Below are 15,448 nucleotides of genomic sequence, written 5' to 3'. Positions count from 1 at the left end.
CCACCGGGGGCGGCGTCTGTGCGCGGCGCCGCCCCCGGTGTCCCCTGGTGTTCCCCCTCGGGCCGGTCAGCCCCGGGCGCGGGCGCGCCCGCGGGCGAGGACCATGGCGCCGCCGCCGACGCCGAGCAGCAGGACGGCGCCGCCGGCCAGGTACGGCGTCATGGAGCTGCCGCCGGTCTCGGCCAGGTTCTCGGTGGGCGTGGTGCCGCCGTTGTTGGTGCTGATGCCCGTGGCGTGGCTGGGCGAGGGCGAGGGGCGCTCGGACGGCTGCTCGGACGGCTGCTGGGAGGGCCGCTCGGACGGGCGCTCGCTGGGCTTGGTGCCCTTGGGCGTGGCGCAGGTGGCCTCGGCGAGGGTGACGGTGCCGTTGACCTCGGCGACGTTGAGGTTGAGCGGGTTGAGCGTGACCTTCAGCTCCAGCGCGGTGGCCGCGGCGGTGCGGGAGGTGGTGGAGGTGCGGGAGAGGTCGAGGACGACCTCGCCGACGCCGGGCACGCTCACCTTGGTCTGGCCGCCGGTGGACAGGGTGGTCTTCTTGCCGAGGACCGTGATGTGACCGAGCAGGTTGGACTCGGCGACGGGGCGCTTGCCGGCCTCGCAGACCGCCTTGGAGGTGACCTTCTCGATCTCCACGAGGGAGAGCAGCGGGAGGCCGGGGACGTGGACGCGGGCCTTGACCAGGTTGACGTACCCCTGGGCGGTGTTCCCCTCGACGGTCGCCTCGGAGGTGGCGACGTCGGCGCGCAGGACGTCGACCGGCTCGTTGTTCTCCGCGCCCCGCACGGTGACCGAGAGAGCGGTCTTCTTGGCGGTGGCGGGGGCCTCGACCGCGTTGAGGGAGGCGCGCAACGGCACGCTCACCGCCTTGTTGAGCAGGTTCACGTCGAGGCCGGTGCGCAGGACGACGGCGGTGGCGTGCCCCTCGGCGCCCTGGCCGCCCGTGGCGTGGGCCGCCGGGGCGGCGAGGAGCACGGGGCCGACGGCGAGCGCGACGACGCTCGCGGCGGCGGCGGAGCGGCGTACGGGCAGGCGGAAGGTGTTGCTGTTCAAGACGGTGGAACCCCCACAAGAGACAAATGGCGTCGCCGGCCGCTCGCCACGGGGACTGTGGGTCGTCGCGGCCGCGGCGACTTGAGACACCGGAATCTTTACGCACTGTGGGTGAACTGGCAGACACCTGACGTGAGTTCACTCCAAAGGGTGGTTTCCGTGCCCATATTCGAATCTTTCGACACACGCGTTCTCGCGAGCCCCGCGCGTCGCGGTGCGCGCGGGCCCGGAGCTCGGCGCGGATCACTTCTAACGATCCGCGCCGAGCGGGAGTAACGGAACGTCAACCGGCCGCACGGCCGGCGGCGGCCGACAGGAGACCGCGCGCCCCGCCGGGATGCCGGCGTCAGGGCCGCCAGTAGCCGAGCGCGTGGGTCCGCTCCCTGGGCAGGGCGAGCTCCTTGCGGACGAAGCCGGCGAGGGCCCGGGTGGTGACGGTGTCGCAGGCGATCCAGACGTACGGGTCGGAGGCGGCGGCCAGGAGCGCGGGCAGTTCCGCGCGGACCCGGGCCGCGAGCGCCGCGCCCGCGCCCTCGCGCGGGACCGGACGGAGCTCGTGCAGCGCCGGGTCGACGCGCAGCGGCAGGGCCTCGTCGGAGGCGTGGGCGGTCTCGAACCAGAGCGTGGCGGGGGTCGCCGGGAAGGCGTCGAGCAGGGAGTTCACGGCGGGCAGCGAGGCGGCGTCGCCGACCAGGAAGAGGTGCCCGGGAGCCGGGTCGGGGGCGGTGAAGCCGGTGCCCTGGAGGGTGGCCTCGACGGTGTCACCCGGGGCGCAGGAGCGGGCCCAGCGGCTGGCGACGCCGTCGTGGAGGGCGAACTCCAGGGCGAAGGCGCCGGTCTCGGGGTCCGGGTCGACGAGGGTGTAGGCGCGCTGGTGGGGCTTGCCGCCCTCCTCGAACCAGAGCCGCACCCACATGGTGGGGTGCGTCCCGGCGGCGGCGAGCAGCCCGCCGTCGGTGAGGCGCACCCGGCGGTAGCCCTCGGTGACCTGCTCGGCGCCGGTCACCGTGAACGTGAAGTCCCTGCCTCGGAACAGCTTGAGGACGACGCCCTCCCAGCCGTGGCCCGTACGACCCACTCCGGTCCCCTCTCACGCCGGGCGCGCGGATCCGGCCGGTCCCGGGGGTCTGCCGGCACCGCGCGTCCTGTAGATTAATTTAGGTCAGCCTAACCTAAGAAAAGACGAGCGGATCGGGGCGGGACGCAGTGAGCATCGAGGTCTACCGGGACCCCTACGGCATCCCGCACCTGCGCGCCGACGGACCGCGCGAACTGGCCCGCGCCCAGGGCCTGGTGACCGCGCGGGACCGGGCCTGGCAGCTGGAGGTCGAGCGGCACCGGGCGCAGGGCACGACGGCCGCGTTCCTCGGCGCGGCGGAGACCGGCTGGGACGCCTTCGTCCGGCAGGCCAGGCTGGCCGACACCGCGCGCCGCTGCCACGACCGGCTGGACGCGGAGACGGCGGCGTGGGTGCGGGCGTACGTGGACGGGGTCAACGAGGGCCTCGCGGAAGGCGCCCGGCGGGCCCCGGAGTTCGCGGCGACCGGTCTGGAGCCGGGGCGCTGGGAGCCCTGGACGCCGCTGGCGGTCTGGCTCTCCACCCACATCCTGTTCGCCGGCTTCCCCACCAAGCTGTGGCGCGACACGGTCGCGCGGCGGCTCGGCGAGGAGTGGACCGAGCTGTTCGCGACGGACGGCCCCGGCACCGCGGGCTCCAACGGCTGGGTCGTCTCCGGCGCCCGGACGGCGAGCGGGGCGGCGATCGTGGCCGGCGACCCGCACCGCTTCATCGAGGCGCCGGGCGTCTACCAGCAGATCCGGCTCTCCTGCCCCGGCCACGACGTCCTCGGCCTCGCCGTGCCGGGCGTCCCCGGCCTCGCCCACTTCGGGCACACGGGCCGGGTGGCCTGGGCGATCACCAACGCCATGGCCGACTACCAGGACCTCTACCGCGAGCGGCTGCGCCGGCTGCCGGACGGGCGGGTCGAGGCCCTCGGCCCGGCGGGCTGGGAGCCCGCGACCGCGCACACGGAGACGATCCGGGTCGCGGGCGGGGCGGAGCCGGCCGAGATCGAGGTGATCGAGACGGCGCGCGGGCCGGTGATCATCGGGGCGGACGGCGCTGCGGGCGAGGCCCCGGCCGGGGGCCCCGCCACCGCCGAGGACACCGCCGACGCCGAGGACACCGCCGCCGACGGACCCGCCGCCGAGGCCACCGAGTGGGAGGCGGTCAGCCTGCGCTACCCGCCCCGCGTCACCGGCGAGTCCGGCTTCGCCGCGCTGCCCGCGCTGCTGGAGGCGCGGAACGTCGGGGACGTGGACCGGGCGCTGGACCGCTGGATCGAGCCGGTGAACGTGGTGCAGGCGGCCGACACGGACGGCGGGCTGCTGCACCGGGTCGCCGGGTACGTGCCGGTGCGCGACCGGCTCAACTCGCTGCGGGTGGTGCCCGCCTGGGAGAGCGCGTACGCCTGGACCGGCGAGGCCGCGGCCACCCCGCGCGCGGAGGTCGAGGGGCACGCCGTGATGGCGAACGCGCGCGGGCTCGCGGCGCCGCTGGGCGTCGAGTTCGCCCCGCCGCACCGCGCCGAGCGGATCTCCGCGCTGCTGGACGGCTCGAAGGCGTGGACGCCGGGCGCGATGGCCGCCGTGCACACCGACACCGACAACCCCTCCGCCCGGCGCCTGCTCGACGCGCTGCGCGGCACCGACGAGGCGGCCCTGTCGCCCTCGGCGCGGGCCGTGCGCCGGACGCTGCTCGGCTGGGACCGGCGGATGGACGCCGACAGCGCCGACGCGGGCCTGTACGCGGCGGTGCGCGGGGCGGTCGTGCGCCGCCTCGCGGCCCACGAGGCCTTCGCGGAGCTGCGCGAACCCGCCCCGTACCCCGCCCTGTTCCAGCCCTGGCTGGCGCTCGGCCCGCGGGTCGCGTTCGCGCTGGAGACGCTGCTCGTCACCGGGCCCGTACCCGCCGGGGACGTCCGGCGGATCGTGCGGGAGGCGGTCGAGGAGGTCGCCGCCGGCGAGGCGCCGCCCGCCTGGGGCGTCACGCACCGGCTGGCGCCCTGGCAGGCGCTGCCCGACCCGGACGACGCCCGGTGGCCGGGGCTCGCGGGCGACCACGACTGCGTGCTGTCCACGTCGAGCGTGCCCGGCTGGACCGACCGCAGCGCCCGTGCGTCGGCCGCCCGCTACGTCTGGGACCTCGGCGACCGCGCGCGCAGCCTGTGGGCCGTGCCGTTCGGCGCCTCGGGCGTGCCCGGCGACCCGCACCACGAAGACCAGCTGGCCCTGTGGCTGAGGGGCGGCCTCGCCCCGGTCGTCACCGACTGGAACGATCTCTCGAAGGAAGAGGCATGAGCGGCATGAGCGGCATGGACGGTACGAGCGGCACCCGCCGGACCGAGTACACCCGGGACGTCGAGGGCTTCGGCACCGTGCGGGTCGACCGCATCGACCCCGAGCGGGACGCCCCGCTGATCCACGGCTGGGTCAACGAGGAGCGCGGCCGGTTCTGGGGCATGGGCGGCACGACGGTGGAGCAGGTCCGGGAGATCTACGCCCACCTCGACTCGCTCACCACCCACCACGGCTTCCTGGTGCACCGGGACGGGGAGCCGGTCGCGGTCTTCCAGACGTACGACCCCGAGGCCGACCGGATCTCCGAGTGCTACGAGGCGCTGCCGGGCGACATCGGCGTGCACCTCTTCGTCGCGCCGTCGGCGGCGCCGGAGCGGGGCTTCACGGAGCGGCTGTTCGGCGTCCTGCTCGACTTCGCGCTGACCGGCCGCGACCGCGTGGTGGGCGAGCCGGACGCCGCCAACGAGAAGGTCCTGGACCGCCTCGCCCGCACCGGCTTCGAGCTGGGCCCGGAGATCGTGCTGCCGGAGGTGGACCTGCCGGAGGTGTTCATCCCGGAGAAGAAGGCGCGGCTGGTCTTCTACAGCAAGGGCTGAGCGCGGTCCGGGGGACCCGGGCGGGGGCGGCTGCCGCCCGGTCCGGGGCCTCGTGGCGGGTGGAGGCCGGGCGGTCCGGGGCCCCGTGGCGGGTGGAGGGCGCCCGGTCCGGGGCGCCGCCCCTCAGCCGATGACGCGGCCGTTGACGACGACCCGGCGCGGGGCCGCCAGGATCCGGACGTCGGCGCGCGGGTCCTCGCCGTAGACGACGAGGTCCGCCGGGGCGCCCTCCTCCAGGGCGGGGCGGCCCAGCCAGGCGCGGGCGGCCCAGGCCGTCGCCGAGAGGGCGTCCAGGGCGGGCAGGCCCGCCCTGGTCAGCTCCTCGACCTCGGCGGCGACCAGGCCGTGCGCCAGCGAGCCGCCCGCGTCGGTGCCGACGAAGACCGGGACGCCCGCGTCCCAGGCGGCGCGGACCGTGTCGTAGCGCCGCTCGTGGAGCCGGCGCATATGCGCCGACCAGCGCGGGAACTTCTCCTGGCCGCCGTCCGCGAGGTGCGGGAAGGTCGCGATGTTGACCAGGGTCGGGACGATCGCGACGCCCCGCTCGGCGAAGAGCGGGATGGTCTCCTCGGTGAGCCCGGTGGCGTGCTCGACGCAGTCGATGCCCGCCTCCACCAGGTCCCGCAGCGAGTCCTCGGCGAAGCAGTGCGCGGTGACCCGGGCGCCGAGCCGGTGCGCCTCCGCGATGGCCGCCTCGACCTCGGGGCGCGGCCACGAGGGGGCCAGGTCGCCGAGGTCCCGGTCGATCCAGTCGCCGACCAGCTTGACCCAGCCGTCGCCCCGGCGGGCCTCCCGCCCCACGTAGGCCACGAGGTCGGCGGGCTCGATCTCGTGCGCGTAATTGCGGATGTAGCGCCGGCTGCGGGCGATGTGCCGCCCGGCCCGGATGATCTTCGGCAGGTCCTCGCGCTCGTCGATCCACCGGGTGTCGGAGGGCGAGCCCGCGTCGCGGATGAGCAGCGTGCCGGCGTCCCGGTCGGTGAGGGCCTGCTTCTCGGCGGTGGCCGCGTCCACCGGGCCGTGCCGGTCCAGCCCGACGTGGCAGTGGGCGTCGACCAGGCCGGGCAGCGCCCAGCCCTCGACCCGGACGGCCCCGTCGGCCAGGCTCCCGGGCCGCTCGAAGGTGATCCGCCCGTCGACGCACCACAGTTCGTCCCGTACGTCCTCCGGGCCGACGAGCACCCGCCCCTTCACGTGCAGCACCGTGTGATCGCTCATGGCGGCACTCTACGGGCGCCCGCCGCCGGCGGTGCGGGGGCCGTGGCGGGTCCGGCGGGGCCGGGTGGAGGAACCCTCTACGCTGGCAGGAGCTCCACCCGCCGCACGCGGGTCCGCGAGTGCGCACCACGCATTCGACACCGAATACCGAAGACCGAAGAAGGCACCGCCGTGACCGTGACACACCCGCTCCTGGACCTGGCCCCGCTGACCGCCGCGCACTTCGCGTCGATCGAGCGCCGGGTCGCCGCGCTGCTCTCCACCGAGCAGGACGTGGTGATCACCCAGGGCGAGGCGCTGTTGCCCCTGGAGGGCTGCATCCGCAGCGGCGCCCGGCCCGGCTCGACGGCCCTGAACATCGTCACCGGACCGTACGGGCAGACCTTCGGCGACTGGCTGCGCGACTGCGGGGCCACGGTCGTGGACCTGGAGGTGCCGTTCCACACGGCGGTCACCGCCGAGCAGGTGGCACGGGCGTTCGCGGAGCACCCGGAGATCGACTTCGTGTCGCTGGTGCACGCGGAGGCGGCGACCGGCAACACCAACCCGGTCGCCGAGATCGGCGAGGTCGTGCGGGCGCACGACGCGCTGTTCTACCTGGACGCGGTGGCCTCGATCGGCGCCGAGCCGGTGCTGCCGGACGCGTGGGGCGTGGACCTGTGCATCATCGGCGCGCAGAAGGCGATGGGCGGCCCGGCGGGCGTCTCGGCGGTGTCGGTGAGCGAGCGGGCCTGGGAGCGCTTCGCGGCCAACCCGCGGGCGCCGCGCCGCTCGTACCTCTCGCTGCTGGACTGGAAGGAGCGCTGGATCGACGGCGGCCGCAAGGCGCTGCTGCACGCGCCCGCGCAGCTGGAGATGCTGGCGCTGGAGGCGTGCGTGGAGCGGATCGAGGCGGAGGGCCTGGACGCGCTGATGGCCCGGCACGCCTCGGCCGCGGCGGCGACCCGCGCGGGCGTGCTGGCGCTGGGCGGGGGCCTGGAGCCGTACGTGCGCGAGGCGCGGGACGCGGCCCCGGTCGCGACGACGCTGCGCTCCCCGGCCGGGGTGGACGCCTCGGAGCTGGTCGCGAAGGCGCTGGCCGCCGACCCGTCGCTGCCGCTGATCGCGGGCGGCGGGGCACTGGCCAAGGAGATGATCCGGGTCAACCACTACGGGGTGGACGCGACGCCGGGCGCGGTCCAGTCCTCGCTGGCGGCGCTGGGCGCGGCCCTCACCGAGACGGGCCGCGCGGTCGACCTGGAGGCGGCCCGCCGCGCGGTCACGGAGGCCTGGGGGCGCTGAGCCGTCCCCGGACGGCCGGGCGCGCACGACCGACCCCGGTCACCCGCGCCCGGCCGTCCGGACCGGGACGACCCGTACGCGTACGGGTGCTCGTACCCCCTACTCGTACCCCCTGCTCGTACCCCCTGCTCGTACCCGTGCTCGCGTACGGCTCAGTCCGCGATGATCTCCAGCGCCCGCTCCACGTCCGCCGAGGAGTTGTAGAGGTGGAAGGAGGCGCGGAGGTTGCCCGCGCGCGCGGAGAGGAGGACACCAGCCTCGCGCAGGGCGTCGGCGCGGCTGCCGAGCCCCGGGACGCCGACGACCGTCGACTCGTCGGCGACGGGGGTGTGGCCGAGCTCGGTGAGGCCGGCCCGGAAGCGGGCGGCGAGCGCCTTGTTGTGGGCCTCGATCCGCTCGATGCCGATCTCCTCCAGGAGGGCCAGCGAGCGGGCGGCGCCGTGGTACGAGAGGAAGGCGGCGGGCTCGTCGAAGCGGCGCGCGGAGCGGGCCAGTTCGCGCACCGGGCCGTAGCTGTTGACCCACAGCTCCTCGCCCGTCACCCAGCCCGCGTGGATCGGCAGCAGCGCGTCCTGCGCCTCGGCCGTCACGGTCAGGAACGAGGCGCCGCGCGGGCACAGCAGGTACTTGTAGCCGCCGGCGACGGTGAAGTCCCACTCCCCCGCGTACAGCGGCAGCCAGCCCGCCGACTGGGTGGCGTCGAGGAGCGTGCGCGCCCCGTGCGCCGCGGCGGCGGCCCGGATCGCGGCGAAGTCGGCGGTCCGGCCGTCGGCCGACTGCACCGCCGAGAAGGCGACGAGCGCGGTCTCGGGCCGCACCGACTCGGCCAGCAGCTCCAGCGGCACGAAGCGGACCTTCAGGTCGCCGCGCACGGTGAAGGGGGTGATGACGGAGGAGAAGTCGCCCTCGGGGAACAGGATCTCGGCCCCGGCCGGCATGGACTGCGCCACCATGCCGACGTGGACGGAGACGGAGCTGCCGACCGCGACCCGGTCGGCGCCCACGTGGGCGAGCCGGGCGAAGGCCGCCCTGGCCTCGTCGACGATGTCGAAGCTGCCGGCGCCGTCCGGCCGACCCGCCGCCGTCTCCTCGGCGAGCAGGGTGACCGCCTCGACCGTCCGCCGGGGCAGCAGCGCGCAGGCGGAGGTGTTCAGATAGGTCTGCTTGGGGGCGAACTCGGCTCCGCCCAGGGGCTCCAGGATGTCCATGCCCCCAGCCTGGATTCCCCACGATCTCCCGTCAATCGCTATAGATCATGGAGAATCCCCAAGCGGCGCTTATGAGTCAGCCAGGCCGGACGGGTCCGCCAGGCGAGCCGGCCGAACCGGACGGGCCCGCAGGGGCTCAGCAGCCCTTGCCGTCGATGCCGCAGGCCTCGGCCTCGGCTTCGGCCTCGCCGCCCAGCGGCTGGAGCGCCCGTCCCTGCCAGGCCTGCTCCAGCGCCCGGGTGAAGACCTCGGCGGGCTGCCCGCCGGAGACCCCGTACTTCCGGTCCAGGACGAAGAACGGCACGCCGTTCGCGCCGAGCTCGGCGGCCTCGCGCTCGTCCGCCCGTACCGCGTCGGCGTACGCCGAGTCGTCGGCGAGCACGGCCCGCACCTCGGCCTCGTCGAGACCGGCCTCGACGCCGAGCGCGACCAGGGTCCCGGACTCGAAGACGGAGCGCTCCTCGGCGAAGTTGGCCCGGTAGGCGAGGTCGAGCAGCTCGTTCTGCCGGCCGCGCTCCTTCGCCAGGTGCAGCAGGCGGTGGATGTCGAAGGTGTTGCCGTGGTCGCGGCCCTCGGTGCGGTAGCCCAGGCCCTCGTCGTGCGCGTTCGAGGCGACGTGCGCCTCCATGGCGCGGGCCTCGTCGAGGGTGCGGCCGTACTTCGCCGCCAGCATCTCCAGGACGGGCGCCGTGTCGCCCTTGCGGCTGTTCGGGTCGAGCTCGAAGGAGCGGTGCACGACCTCGACGTCGTCGCGGTGGGCGAAGGCCGCGAGGCCCTTCTCGAAGCGGGCCTTGCCTATGTAGCACCAGGGGCAGGCGATGTCGCTCCAGATCTCGACGCGCATGGTGGGGCTTCTCTCCAGACGGGGGCGGGGTCGGGTGTCCGAAGGACGGAACGCCCCGCCCCGCCGGTTTCATTCCGCCGCCGCCTCCGGGGTCAGTGTGAGCCGGAGCACCAGGTGGTCCCCGGCGCGCGGGGAACACGGGCATGACTGGCCTGATAAACGGCTGGCACAGACGAGCGGGTGCGGCGGCTTTCGCGTTCATTTCGGAAGCAGTTTCGCCGGGGTCACCAGACGCGCCCGCTCGAATAGGTCACGGGCCGCATGGTTCTTCAAGAACGGACGAATTCGGCTGTGCATGGTGCGGATCCGCTCGTCCGCCCTTCCGGATTGAAGGCTGGGGTAATCCTCCAATGCGAGAGCCCACGTCTGACAGGCAGCTTCAAGGTGACCCATTTCGAGCTGCCTCTCGGCGAGGGTACAGCGATGCCGGACCCTGGCACGGCGATATACACTCTGCCGAATCCGGTCAGACTGTTCCATGGCTTCGATAGATCCGGCGATATCTCCGAGTTCGTATCGGACCTGGCTCGTGTGATACAGGAGTGACGACGGGTCGTAAGAGCCGAAAGCCTTGGACTGCGACTCTGCCTTTTCCATCGCCACTTCGGCTTCTCGCAGGTAGTGCCGCGCCTGGACACGAGCCCCCGTCTGCGCTGCCGCATGGGCTTGCTGCCCGACGAGAAAGGCACGCATTCGCGGGCCGGCTTGCGGTGAGGCAGCCGCAGCGGCGTCTGCGAGGCGCATCGCTTGCGCGCCGTGCCCCAAATCGACCGCCTGAACGCTCATCCCTCGAAGGGTCGTGCAGAACGTCAAGTGATCTTCAGAAGCGCCGGCGAGTTCAAGGGCTTTTAGGTAGTATTTCTGCGCGAGTCCGTGAAGCCCCTCGTCCACTGCCATATAGCCCGTGAGGTAACAGAGATCCGAGACCGCACCCATCATCGCTTTACGGACGGATTCCGGAGCTTCCATCCTCAGATACGGGGCCGCCGTATTCACCAAGAATGCGGCAGCCATGGGCCGGGCCGTGCGCCCTCCGAACTGGTCGTCCAGCTCAGAAATTCGCTCGGTCATCGCGGAAACGGTCTGGACATCGGCCATCCCTATGCGCTGCGCGTCGCCCTTCCGGACGGCTTCCATCCTGCCGACCACGTCCGGCCAGTTGGGAATGGTCAGCGCGACGGAGAAGAGGCCGACGCCGAGAACGCTCCGGCGGGACGGGTCCATGTCGTACCTCCCCAGGTCCAACAGCCCCTCCACCGTACTGGGGTGGGCGGGCTGCCGATCGATGAGAGTCGTGCGGAACCCGGCCTCACTGTGGGTCACTGGGCGCCGCAACTTGCGGGCAAGGGCTTCCAGGATCAGAGGCCGCACATCCTCTTTCGGCATGTGGCCCTTGAGCCACTGGTGCACCGATGGCTCTCGGTATCGCAGGGGCGTATCGCGCTCCGTCCCCAAGCGGTTGATCGCCTGCGCGAACTGCCGCAGCGTCCAACCGGTTTCCCGGTACAGCCGCTCAAGCCCCGCGTTCGGTTCCGGGTTGCCCACCGATCCTCAACTCCCCGCGCTGTGAAGCCGCTTAAAGCTCTTAAATCCTGCCCCTGTTGCAACGGTACCGCCGGGCGTAGTGGCGCGGTTGCCTAGTGCGAGCAGAGCTCACCGCATGGGACGACGCCACAGCGAAGGACCCCGGACATGGATTACAGGCCCGCCCACGAGACCGAAGGCCTGGACGAGTTGGCCGCCCTGATACGGGCGGGCGGGTTCTGGCGGCTCGCCCCGGAGTGGGTGCCCCGGAGCGGCTACACGCCGCCCACTCGGCCCGTATTGCTCCGGGTGCGCGACGGGTTGGAGCGGAAGGGGCGCCGTGAGCACACCTGAGAGCCCGCGCGAGCACCCGCGGGTGTGGGAGCCGGGAGAAGTCGTCCAGGACACGAGAACGGGCCGTGTGGGGCGCGTGATGGGCCACGTCGGTCCGCGCTACCAGCTTCGCCCGCTGAATGGGGGTAGGGAATGGGAAGCCGACCCGGCAGAGATGTCCCCGGCGCGGCAGTCGGACGCGCTTATGGAACGCGTGGCCGAAGCGAATCGGCTCAGCCGGGAGTACGTACCCCGGGCGTGGTGAACCACAAGCCCAAGCCGTACGGGAACACCGGTCTCTTCGTCGGGCTCAGGGTCTACGAGTCCTCGCACGAGATGGTTGGTGTTGTCGCCGGATTCAACCCCGGGGGCGTCGTCCGCCTTGTCCGGCCGACCGGCTACGAATGGGCTGCCCCTTGGACCCGCGTGCGGCCCGCCAACGAGCGGGAGCAGCGTCAGCTTGCCGCCCTCGCCAGGCTCCACCGAACGCGCTGTGCGGGGCTCGCCACATAGGCCGGCTCACGGCGCGAACCCATGAACTCCGCTCTCCTCCCGTGATCTCACAACGGAGGCTCCCCCGTCTTCTGTCCGGGAGGAGAGCGGCCACCACTCCCGCCCGTCGAGTGACGGCAAGGACGGTCGGGTGCAAGTGCAGTACTCCACACCCAACAGGAGGAAATAGCCATGACGGCTACCGCCAATGACCTTCGCACCGGCCGCGCGCTGGTCGAGTCGGCGCTGTTCGACAGCATCGCCGAATTCACCGTGACGCGCTTCGGCTACGACCAGGCGAAGGCGGAGCGCGCCACCGACCAGGCGTTGGCGTTCCTCGCCACGGTCGGCACCGCCACGGTCAAGATGGTTCCGAGCGACGACGTGTTCGCGGGCCGGTGCCAGCGCGGTCCACGCGTGCGTCTTCGTCGGATAGCCGACTTTCACCGCATAGGGACCAAGGTCCGTCTTGATCTCCCAAGCTGCGATTCTTCGGCAGCTCACCCATGAACGCATCCTGAGCGGGGAATGGGAGCGCGGAACGTGGAGCGCTCAGCCATGGCGACGGGGTGACAGCCTTTATGAGCTGTGGGAGCCACACCGAATCGAGGCGGACTCGCCCACGCCGAATCTCGGCGAAGCACTGTCGTGCGCCGTCGCCCTCGCCGCCCTGCATGAAAAGGGTTGGGTCCACGGGGACGTCCAGCCGGCCCACTTCATCATCGGGCGTTCTGCCGGAACGTTCCTGATTGATCTCGCCCTCACTCAGGGTGGCAAGGTTCCCCGTGGCTATGACTTCCCCTATCGGGGATGTCTCGTCCACTACGAAGCGCCGGAAATCTCGGCGAGCGTCCTGGAGTCGGGCACAGCCACGCCGACGCGGGAAGCCGACGTGTACGCACTGGGAGCCGCGCTGTTCATCAGCGCGACCGGGTGGCGTCACGTCGACTACCCCGACGACGCGCCCCGCGAGATCCAGCGGCAAGCCATCGTCGCGGACCCTCACCGACCGGTGAACATGCCGGGGGTGCTGGGGTCGCTCATCCCCCACATGCTCAGCCGCTCCCCCGCCGACCGGCCGACGAGCGCCGAGGTCTGCGAGACCCTGAGCGCTGCCCTGTAGGACCCTCTACGCCCCGTCCATGCGGTCTCCCCCGAGCCGCGTGGGCGGGGCTTTCGTGCGTTCATCCGCGCAGGTCAACGCCCCTGCGATAACCTGTGGTTCCGTTGGTTCACGCGCAGGCGATGTCGCTCCAGATCTCGACGCGCATGGTGGGGCTTCTCTCCAGACGGGGGCGGGGTCGGGTGTCCGAAGGGCGGAACGCCCCGCCCCGCCGGTTTCATTCCGCCACCACCGCCGGGGCGAGTGTGAGCCGCAGCACCAGGTGGTCCCCGGCGCGCGGGGTCTCCGGGTCCGGGCGCCAGCCGTGCGCCGCGTAGAACGCCTGGGCGCGGGTGTTCGGCGCGAACACCTCCAGGCGCGCGGCGGGCACCCCGGCGGCCCGCCAGGCGGCGACGCAGGCGGCGTGCAGGGCGGTGCCGACGCCGCCGCGCCAGCGGTCCGGGGCGACGTGGAGCTGGGTCAGGTGCATGACGCCCTCACGCTCCCCGTACGCGGCGACGCCGACGAGCGCGCCGTCCGCGTCCCGGGCCCGCAGCACCCGCCCGGCTGCGATCGCCGAGGCCCAGCCCGCCCGGGAGCGGGCGAGCTCCTCGGGCCCGGCGTAGGCGGCGTCGGGGAGGTGGCCCCGGTAGTAGGTGGCGCGGGCCTCTGCGTGGACGGCGACGACGGCGTCGAGGTCGGCGGGGACGGCGGGCGCGAGGTCGGGTCCGCCGGCAGGCGCGAGGCCGGGTCCGGCGGCGTTGTCGTGGCTGCTCTCGGTCATGGACCCTCAGGACGCGGCGCCGCCGCCCCCGGTTCCCGCACCGGGCCGCTCGGCCGGCGGCCCGCTGGTGCCCGGGGGCGGTCCCGTGCTCCCGCTCAGGCGCGCGGCACGCCCAGCGGGTTGTCGTCGCGCAGCTCCGGCGGGAGCAGGTGCTGCGGGGTCGACTGGTAGGTGACCGGGCGCAGCCAGCGCTCGACGGCGGTCGCGCCGACGGAGGTGGCCGTGGAGGTGGTCGCCGGGTAGGGCCCGCCGTGGTGCTGGGCGGCGGCGACGGCCACGCCGGTCGGCCAGCCGTTGACGAGGATCCGCCCGGCGAGCGGGGTGAGTTCGGCGAGCAGCGAGGCGGCGCCGGGGTCCTCGCCCGCGATGTGCAGGGTGGCGGTCAGGTTGCCGGGCAGCAGCGCGAGGACGGCGCTGACCTGCGCGCGGTCGGCGTAGCGGGCGACGACGGTGACGGGTCCGAAGCACTCCTCCAGGAGCGGTCCGTGGCCGCCCTCGGGCAGCAGCGCCGCCTCGACGGTGAGCACTCCGGCGCTGACGGTGTGCGCACCGCCCGCGCCGGGGGTGACGGGCGCGGTCACGCCGGGCAGCGCGGCGCGCTCGCTCACCCCGTCGAGGAAGGCCCCGCGCATCCGGTGGTCGAGCATCACGCCGGGTTCGGTCTCGCTGACGGCTGCGGTGAGGGCGGTGACGACCCGGTCGCCGGCCGCGCCCGAGGGCACGAGGACGAAGCCGGGCTTGGTGCAGAACTGGCCCTCGCCCAGGGTCATCGACCCGGCGAGCCCGGCGCCGATCTCCTCGGCGCGCTCCTCGGCGGCGCCCGGGGTGACCACCACCGGGTTGAGGGAGCCGAGTTCGCCGTGGAAGGGGATGGGTACGGGGCGGGCCGCGGCGGCGTCGAAGAGCGCCCGCCCGCCGCGTACCGAGCCGGTGAAGCCGGCCGCGGCGACCAGCGGGTGGCGGATCAGCTCGACACCGGCGTCGAAGCCGTGCACGAGGGAGACGACGTCCTCGGGGAGCCCGGCCTTGACGGCGGCCCGGCGCAGCAGGGCGGCGCAGAGCTCGGAGGTGGCGGGGTGGTCCGGGTGCGCCTTGACGACGACAGGGCAGCCGGCCGCGAGGGCGCTGGCGGTGTCGCCGCCGGGGACGGAGAAGGCGAGCGGGAAGTTGCTGGCCGCGTAGACGGCGACGACCCCGAGCGGGAGCTTCATGCGGCGCAGGTCGGGGGTGGGCGGGGTGGTGGCCGGGTCGGGCCGGGAGATCCGTACGTCGAGGAAGGCCGCCGCGTCGACGGCCTCGGCGAAGGAGCGCAACTGGGCCGTGGTGCGGGCGAGTTCGCCGGTGAGCCGGACGGGCCCGAGGGCGGTCTCGGCGTCGGCGGCCTCGATGACGTGGTCGCGGGCCTCGTCGAGGAGGTCGGCGGCGGTCCGCAGTAGGGCGGCTCTGGCGGTGCGGTCGGCGAGCGCGCCGAGGGTGCCCCGGGCGGCGCGCACCGCCCGGTCGATCTCCTCGGGGGTGGCCTCCACCGCGACCTGTTCGCGCGCCTTTCCCGTCCGGGGGTCCACGCTCCACACTGGTTCTGCCGCCAACGCCACACACCTCGTTCGCTATTCTGAACACCGTCCCGGTAGGTGAACCGAGGGACTCGGGGGACTC

At 73.6% G+C, this 15,448-nt stretch carries 14 protein-coding genes; 6 read left to right on the top strand and 8 right to left on the bottom strand.

Going from position 1 to position 15,448, the window contains the following annotated elements; translation table 11 throughout:
* Positions 1 to 66: 66 nt before the first annotated feature.
* Both ACZ6J5_RS14490 and ACZ6J5_RS14485 read right to left on the bottom strand, forming a co-directional pair.
* On the bottom strand, positions 67 to 1,050 hold the full coding sequence (locus tag ACZ6J5_RS14490) for an SCO1860 family LAETG-anchored protein (protein WP_469391220.1): 984 nt from the start codon (positions 1,048 to 1,050) through the stop codon (positions 67 to 69).
* A 346-nt stretch (positions 1,051 to 1,396) separates the two neighbouring features.
* Complete coding sequence (locus ACZ6J5_RS14485; protein ID WP_469391219.1) at positions 1,397 to 2,128, bottom strand: siderophore-interacting protein; 732 nt, start codon at positions 2,126 to 2,128, stop codon at positions 1,397 to 1,399.
* A 128-nt stretch (positions 2,129 to 2,256) separates the two neighbouring features.
* On the opposite strand from ACZ6J5_RS14485, the gene ACZ6J5_RS14480 reads away from it, so the two are divergent.
* A complete protein-coding gene (locus tag ACZ6J5_RS14480) occupies positions 2,257 to 4,410 on the top strand; it encodes a penicillin acylase family protein (protein WP_469391217.1) in 2,154 nt (717 codons plus the stop codon).
* 5 nt (positions 4,411 to 4,415) lie between these two features.
* Positions 4,416 to 5,006: a GNAT family N-acetyltransferase gene (locus ACZ6J5_RS14475; protein ID WP_469391379.1), complete on the top strand. Its 591-nt coding sequence runs from the start codon at positions 4,416 to 4,418 to the stop codon at positions 5,004 to 5,006.
* A 123-nt stretch (positions 5,007 to 5,129) separates the two neighbouring features.
* Here ACZ6J5_RS14475 and ACZ6J5_RS14470 read toward each other — a convergent pair whose 3' ends face one another.
* Positions 5,130 to 6,224 carry an amidohydrolase family protein gene (locus ACZ6J5_RS14470; RefSeq protein WP_469391215.1) on the bottom strand — a complete coding sequence of 365 codons (1,095 nt, stop codon included), beginning with the start codon at positions 6,222 to 6,224 and terminating at the stop codon, positions 5,130 to 5,132.
* A gap of 177 nt (positions 6,225 to 6,401) precedes the next feature.
* Between ACZ6J5_RS14470 and ACZ6J5_RS14465 the strand changes: the two genes are divergently transcribed.
* Positions 6,402 to 7,505, top strand: coding sequence for a pyridoxal-phosphate-dependent aminotransferase family protein (locus tag ACZ6J5_RS14465; RefSeq protein WP_469391377.1), 1,104 nt, complete (start codon positions 6,402 to 6,404; stop codon positions 7,503 to 7,505).
* Between the two features lie 152 nt (positions 7,506 to 7,657).
* Here ACZ6J5_RS14465 and ACZ6J5_RS14460 read toward each other — a convergent pair whose 3' ends face one another.
* The 3 genes from ACZ6J5_RS14460 to ACZ6J5_RS14450 all read right to left on the bottom strand — a co-directional run bounded on the left by ACZ6J5_RS14460 (position 7,658) and on the right by ACZ6J5_RS14450 (position 11,102).
* Positions 7,658 to 8,713: an aminotransferase class V-fold PLP-dependent enzyme gene (locus tag ACZ6J5_RS14460; RefSeq protein WP_469391213.1), complete on the bottom strand. Its 1,056-nt coding sequence runs from the start codon at positions 8,711 to 8,713 to the stop codon at positions 7,658 to 7,660.
* A 136-nt stretch (positions 8,714 to 8,849) separates the two neighbouring features.
* Positions 8,850 to 9,557, bottom strand: a complete 708-nt coding sequence (locus tag ACZ6J5_RS14455; RefSeq protein ID WP_469391211.1) for a DsbA family oxidoreductase — start codon at positions 9,555 to 9,557, stop codon at positions 8,850 to 8,852.
* A 198-nt stretch (positions 9,558 to 9,755) separates the two neighbouring features.
* Positions 9,756 to 11,102 carry a tetratricopeptide repeat protein gene (locus ACZ6J5_RS14450; RefSeq protein WP_469391210.1) on the bottom strand — a complete coding sequence of 449 codons (1,347 nt, stop codon included), beginning with the start codon at positions 11,100 to 11,102 and terminating at the stop codon, positions 9,756 to 9,758.
* Positions 11,103 to 11,249: 147 nt separating this feature from the next.
* Between ACZ6J5_RS14450 and ACZ6J5_RS14445 the strand changes: the two genes are divergently transcribed.
* From ACZ6J5_RS14445 to ACZ6J5_RS14435, 3 genes are all read left to right on the top strand, one after another.
* On the top strand, positions 11,250 to 11,435 hold the full coding sequence (locus ACZ6J5_RS14445) for a hypothetical protein (RefSeq protein WP_469391208.1): 186 nt from the start codon (positions 11,250 to 11,252) through the stop codon (positions 11,433 to 11,435).
* Between the two features lie 663 nt (positions 11,436 to 12,098).
* The gene (locus ACZ6J5_RS14440; protein ID WP_469391206.1) at positions 12,099 to 12,416 is read left to right on the top strand and encodes a hypothetical protein; all 318 of its coding nucleotides are present in this window, start codon (positions 12,099 to 12,101) and stop codon (positions 12,414 to 12,416) included.
* On the top strand, positions 12,376 to 13,029 hold the full coding sequence (locus ACZ6J5_RS14435) for a protein kinase family protein (RefSeq protein WP_469391204.1): 654 nt from the start codon (positions 12,376 to 12,378) through the stop codon (positions 13,027 to 13,029). Before ACZ6J5_RS14440 ends, ACZ6J5_RS14435 begins: the two co-directional genes overlap by 41 nt.
* Before the next feature lie 217 nt (positions 13,030 to 13,246).
* Here the strand turns inward: ACZ6J5_RS14435 and ACZ6J5_RS14430 are convergent, their stop codons facing one another.
* Together ACZ6J5_RS14430 and ACZ6J5_RS14425 are read right to left on the bottom strand one after the other, a co-directional pair.
* The gene (locus ACZ6J5_RS14430; protein ID WP_469391202.1) at positions 13,247 to 13,792 is read right to left on the bottom strand and encodes a GNAT family N-acetyltransferase; all 546 of its coding nucleotides are present in this window, start codon (positions 13,790 to 13,792) and stop codon (positions 13,247 to 13,249) included.
* Positions 13,793 to 13,887: 95 nt separating this feature from the next.
* Entirely contained in the window at positions 13,888 to 15,381 is a 1,494-nt protein-coding gene (locus ACZ6J5_RS14425; protein WP_469391200.1) for an aldehyde dehydrogenase (NADP(+)), read from the bottom strand.
* Between the last annotated feature and the right edge of the window lie 67 nt (positions 15,382 to 15,448).

This window comes from Streptomyces sp. NPDC042100 (genome assembly GCF_055582325.1).
The sequence above is the reverse complement of the archived record's forward strand: the minus strand, read 5'-3'. Positions and strand labels throughout refer to the sequence as shown.

Bases quoted from the DNA above. Each gene is read 5' to 3' on its own strand.
- ACZ6J5_RS14440 (WP_469391206.1), top strand. From the start codon at position 12,099: ATGACGGCTACCGCCAATGACCTTCGCACCGGCCGCGCGCTGGTCGAG.
- ACZ6J5_RS14455 (WP_469391211.1), bottom strand. From the start codon at position 9,557: ATGCGCGTCGAGATCTGGAGCGACATCGCCTGCCCCTGGTGCTACATA.
- ACZ6J5_RS14470 (WP_469391215.1), bottom strand. From the start codon at position 6,224: ATGAGCGATCACACGGTGCTGCACGTGAAGGGGCGGGTGCTCGTCGGC.
- ACZ6J5_RS14460 (WP_469391213.1), bottom strand. From the start codon at position 8,713: ATGGACATCCTGGAGCCCCTGGGCGGAGCCGAGTTCGCCCCCAAGCAG.
- ACZ6J5_RS14430 (WP_469391202.1), bottom strand. From the start codon at position 13,792: ATGACCGAGAGCAGCCACGACAACGCCGCCGGACCCGGCCTCGCGCCT.
- ACZ6J5_RS14445 (WP_469391208.1), top strand. From the start codon at position 11,250: ATGGATTACAGGCCCGCCCACGAGACCGAAGGCCTGGACGAGTTGGCC.
- ACZ6J5_RS14475 (WP_469391379.1), top strand. From the start codon at position 4,416: ATGAGCGGCATGGACGGTACGAGCGGCACCCGCCGGACCGAGTACACC.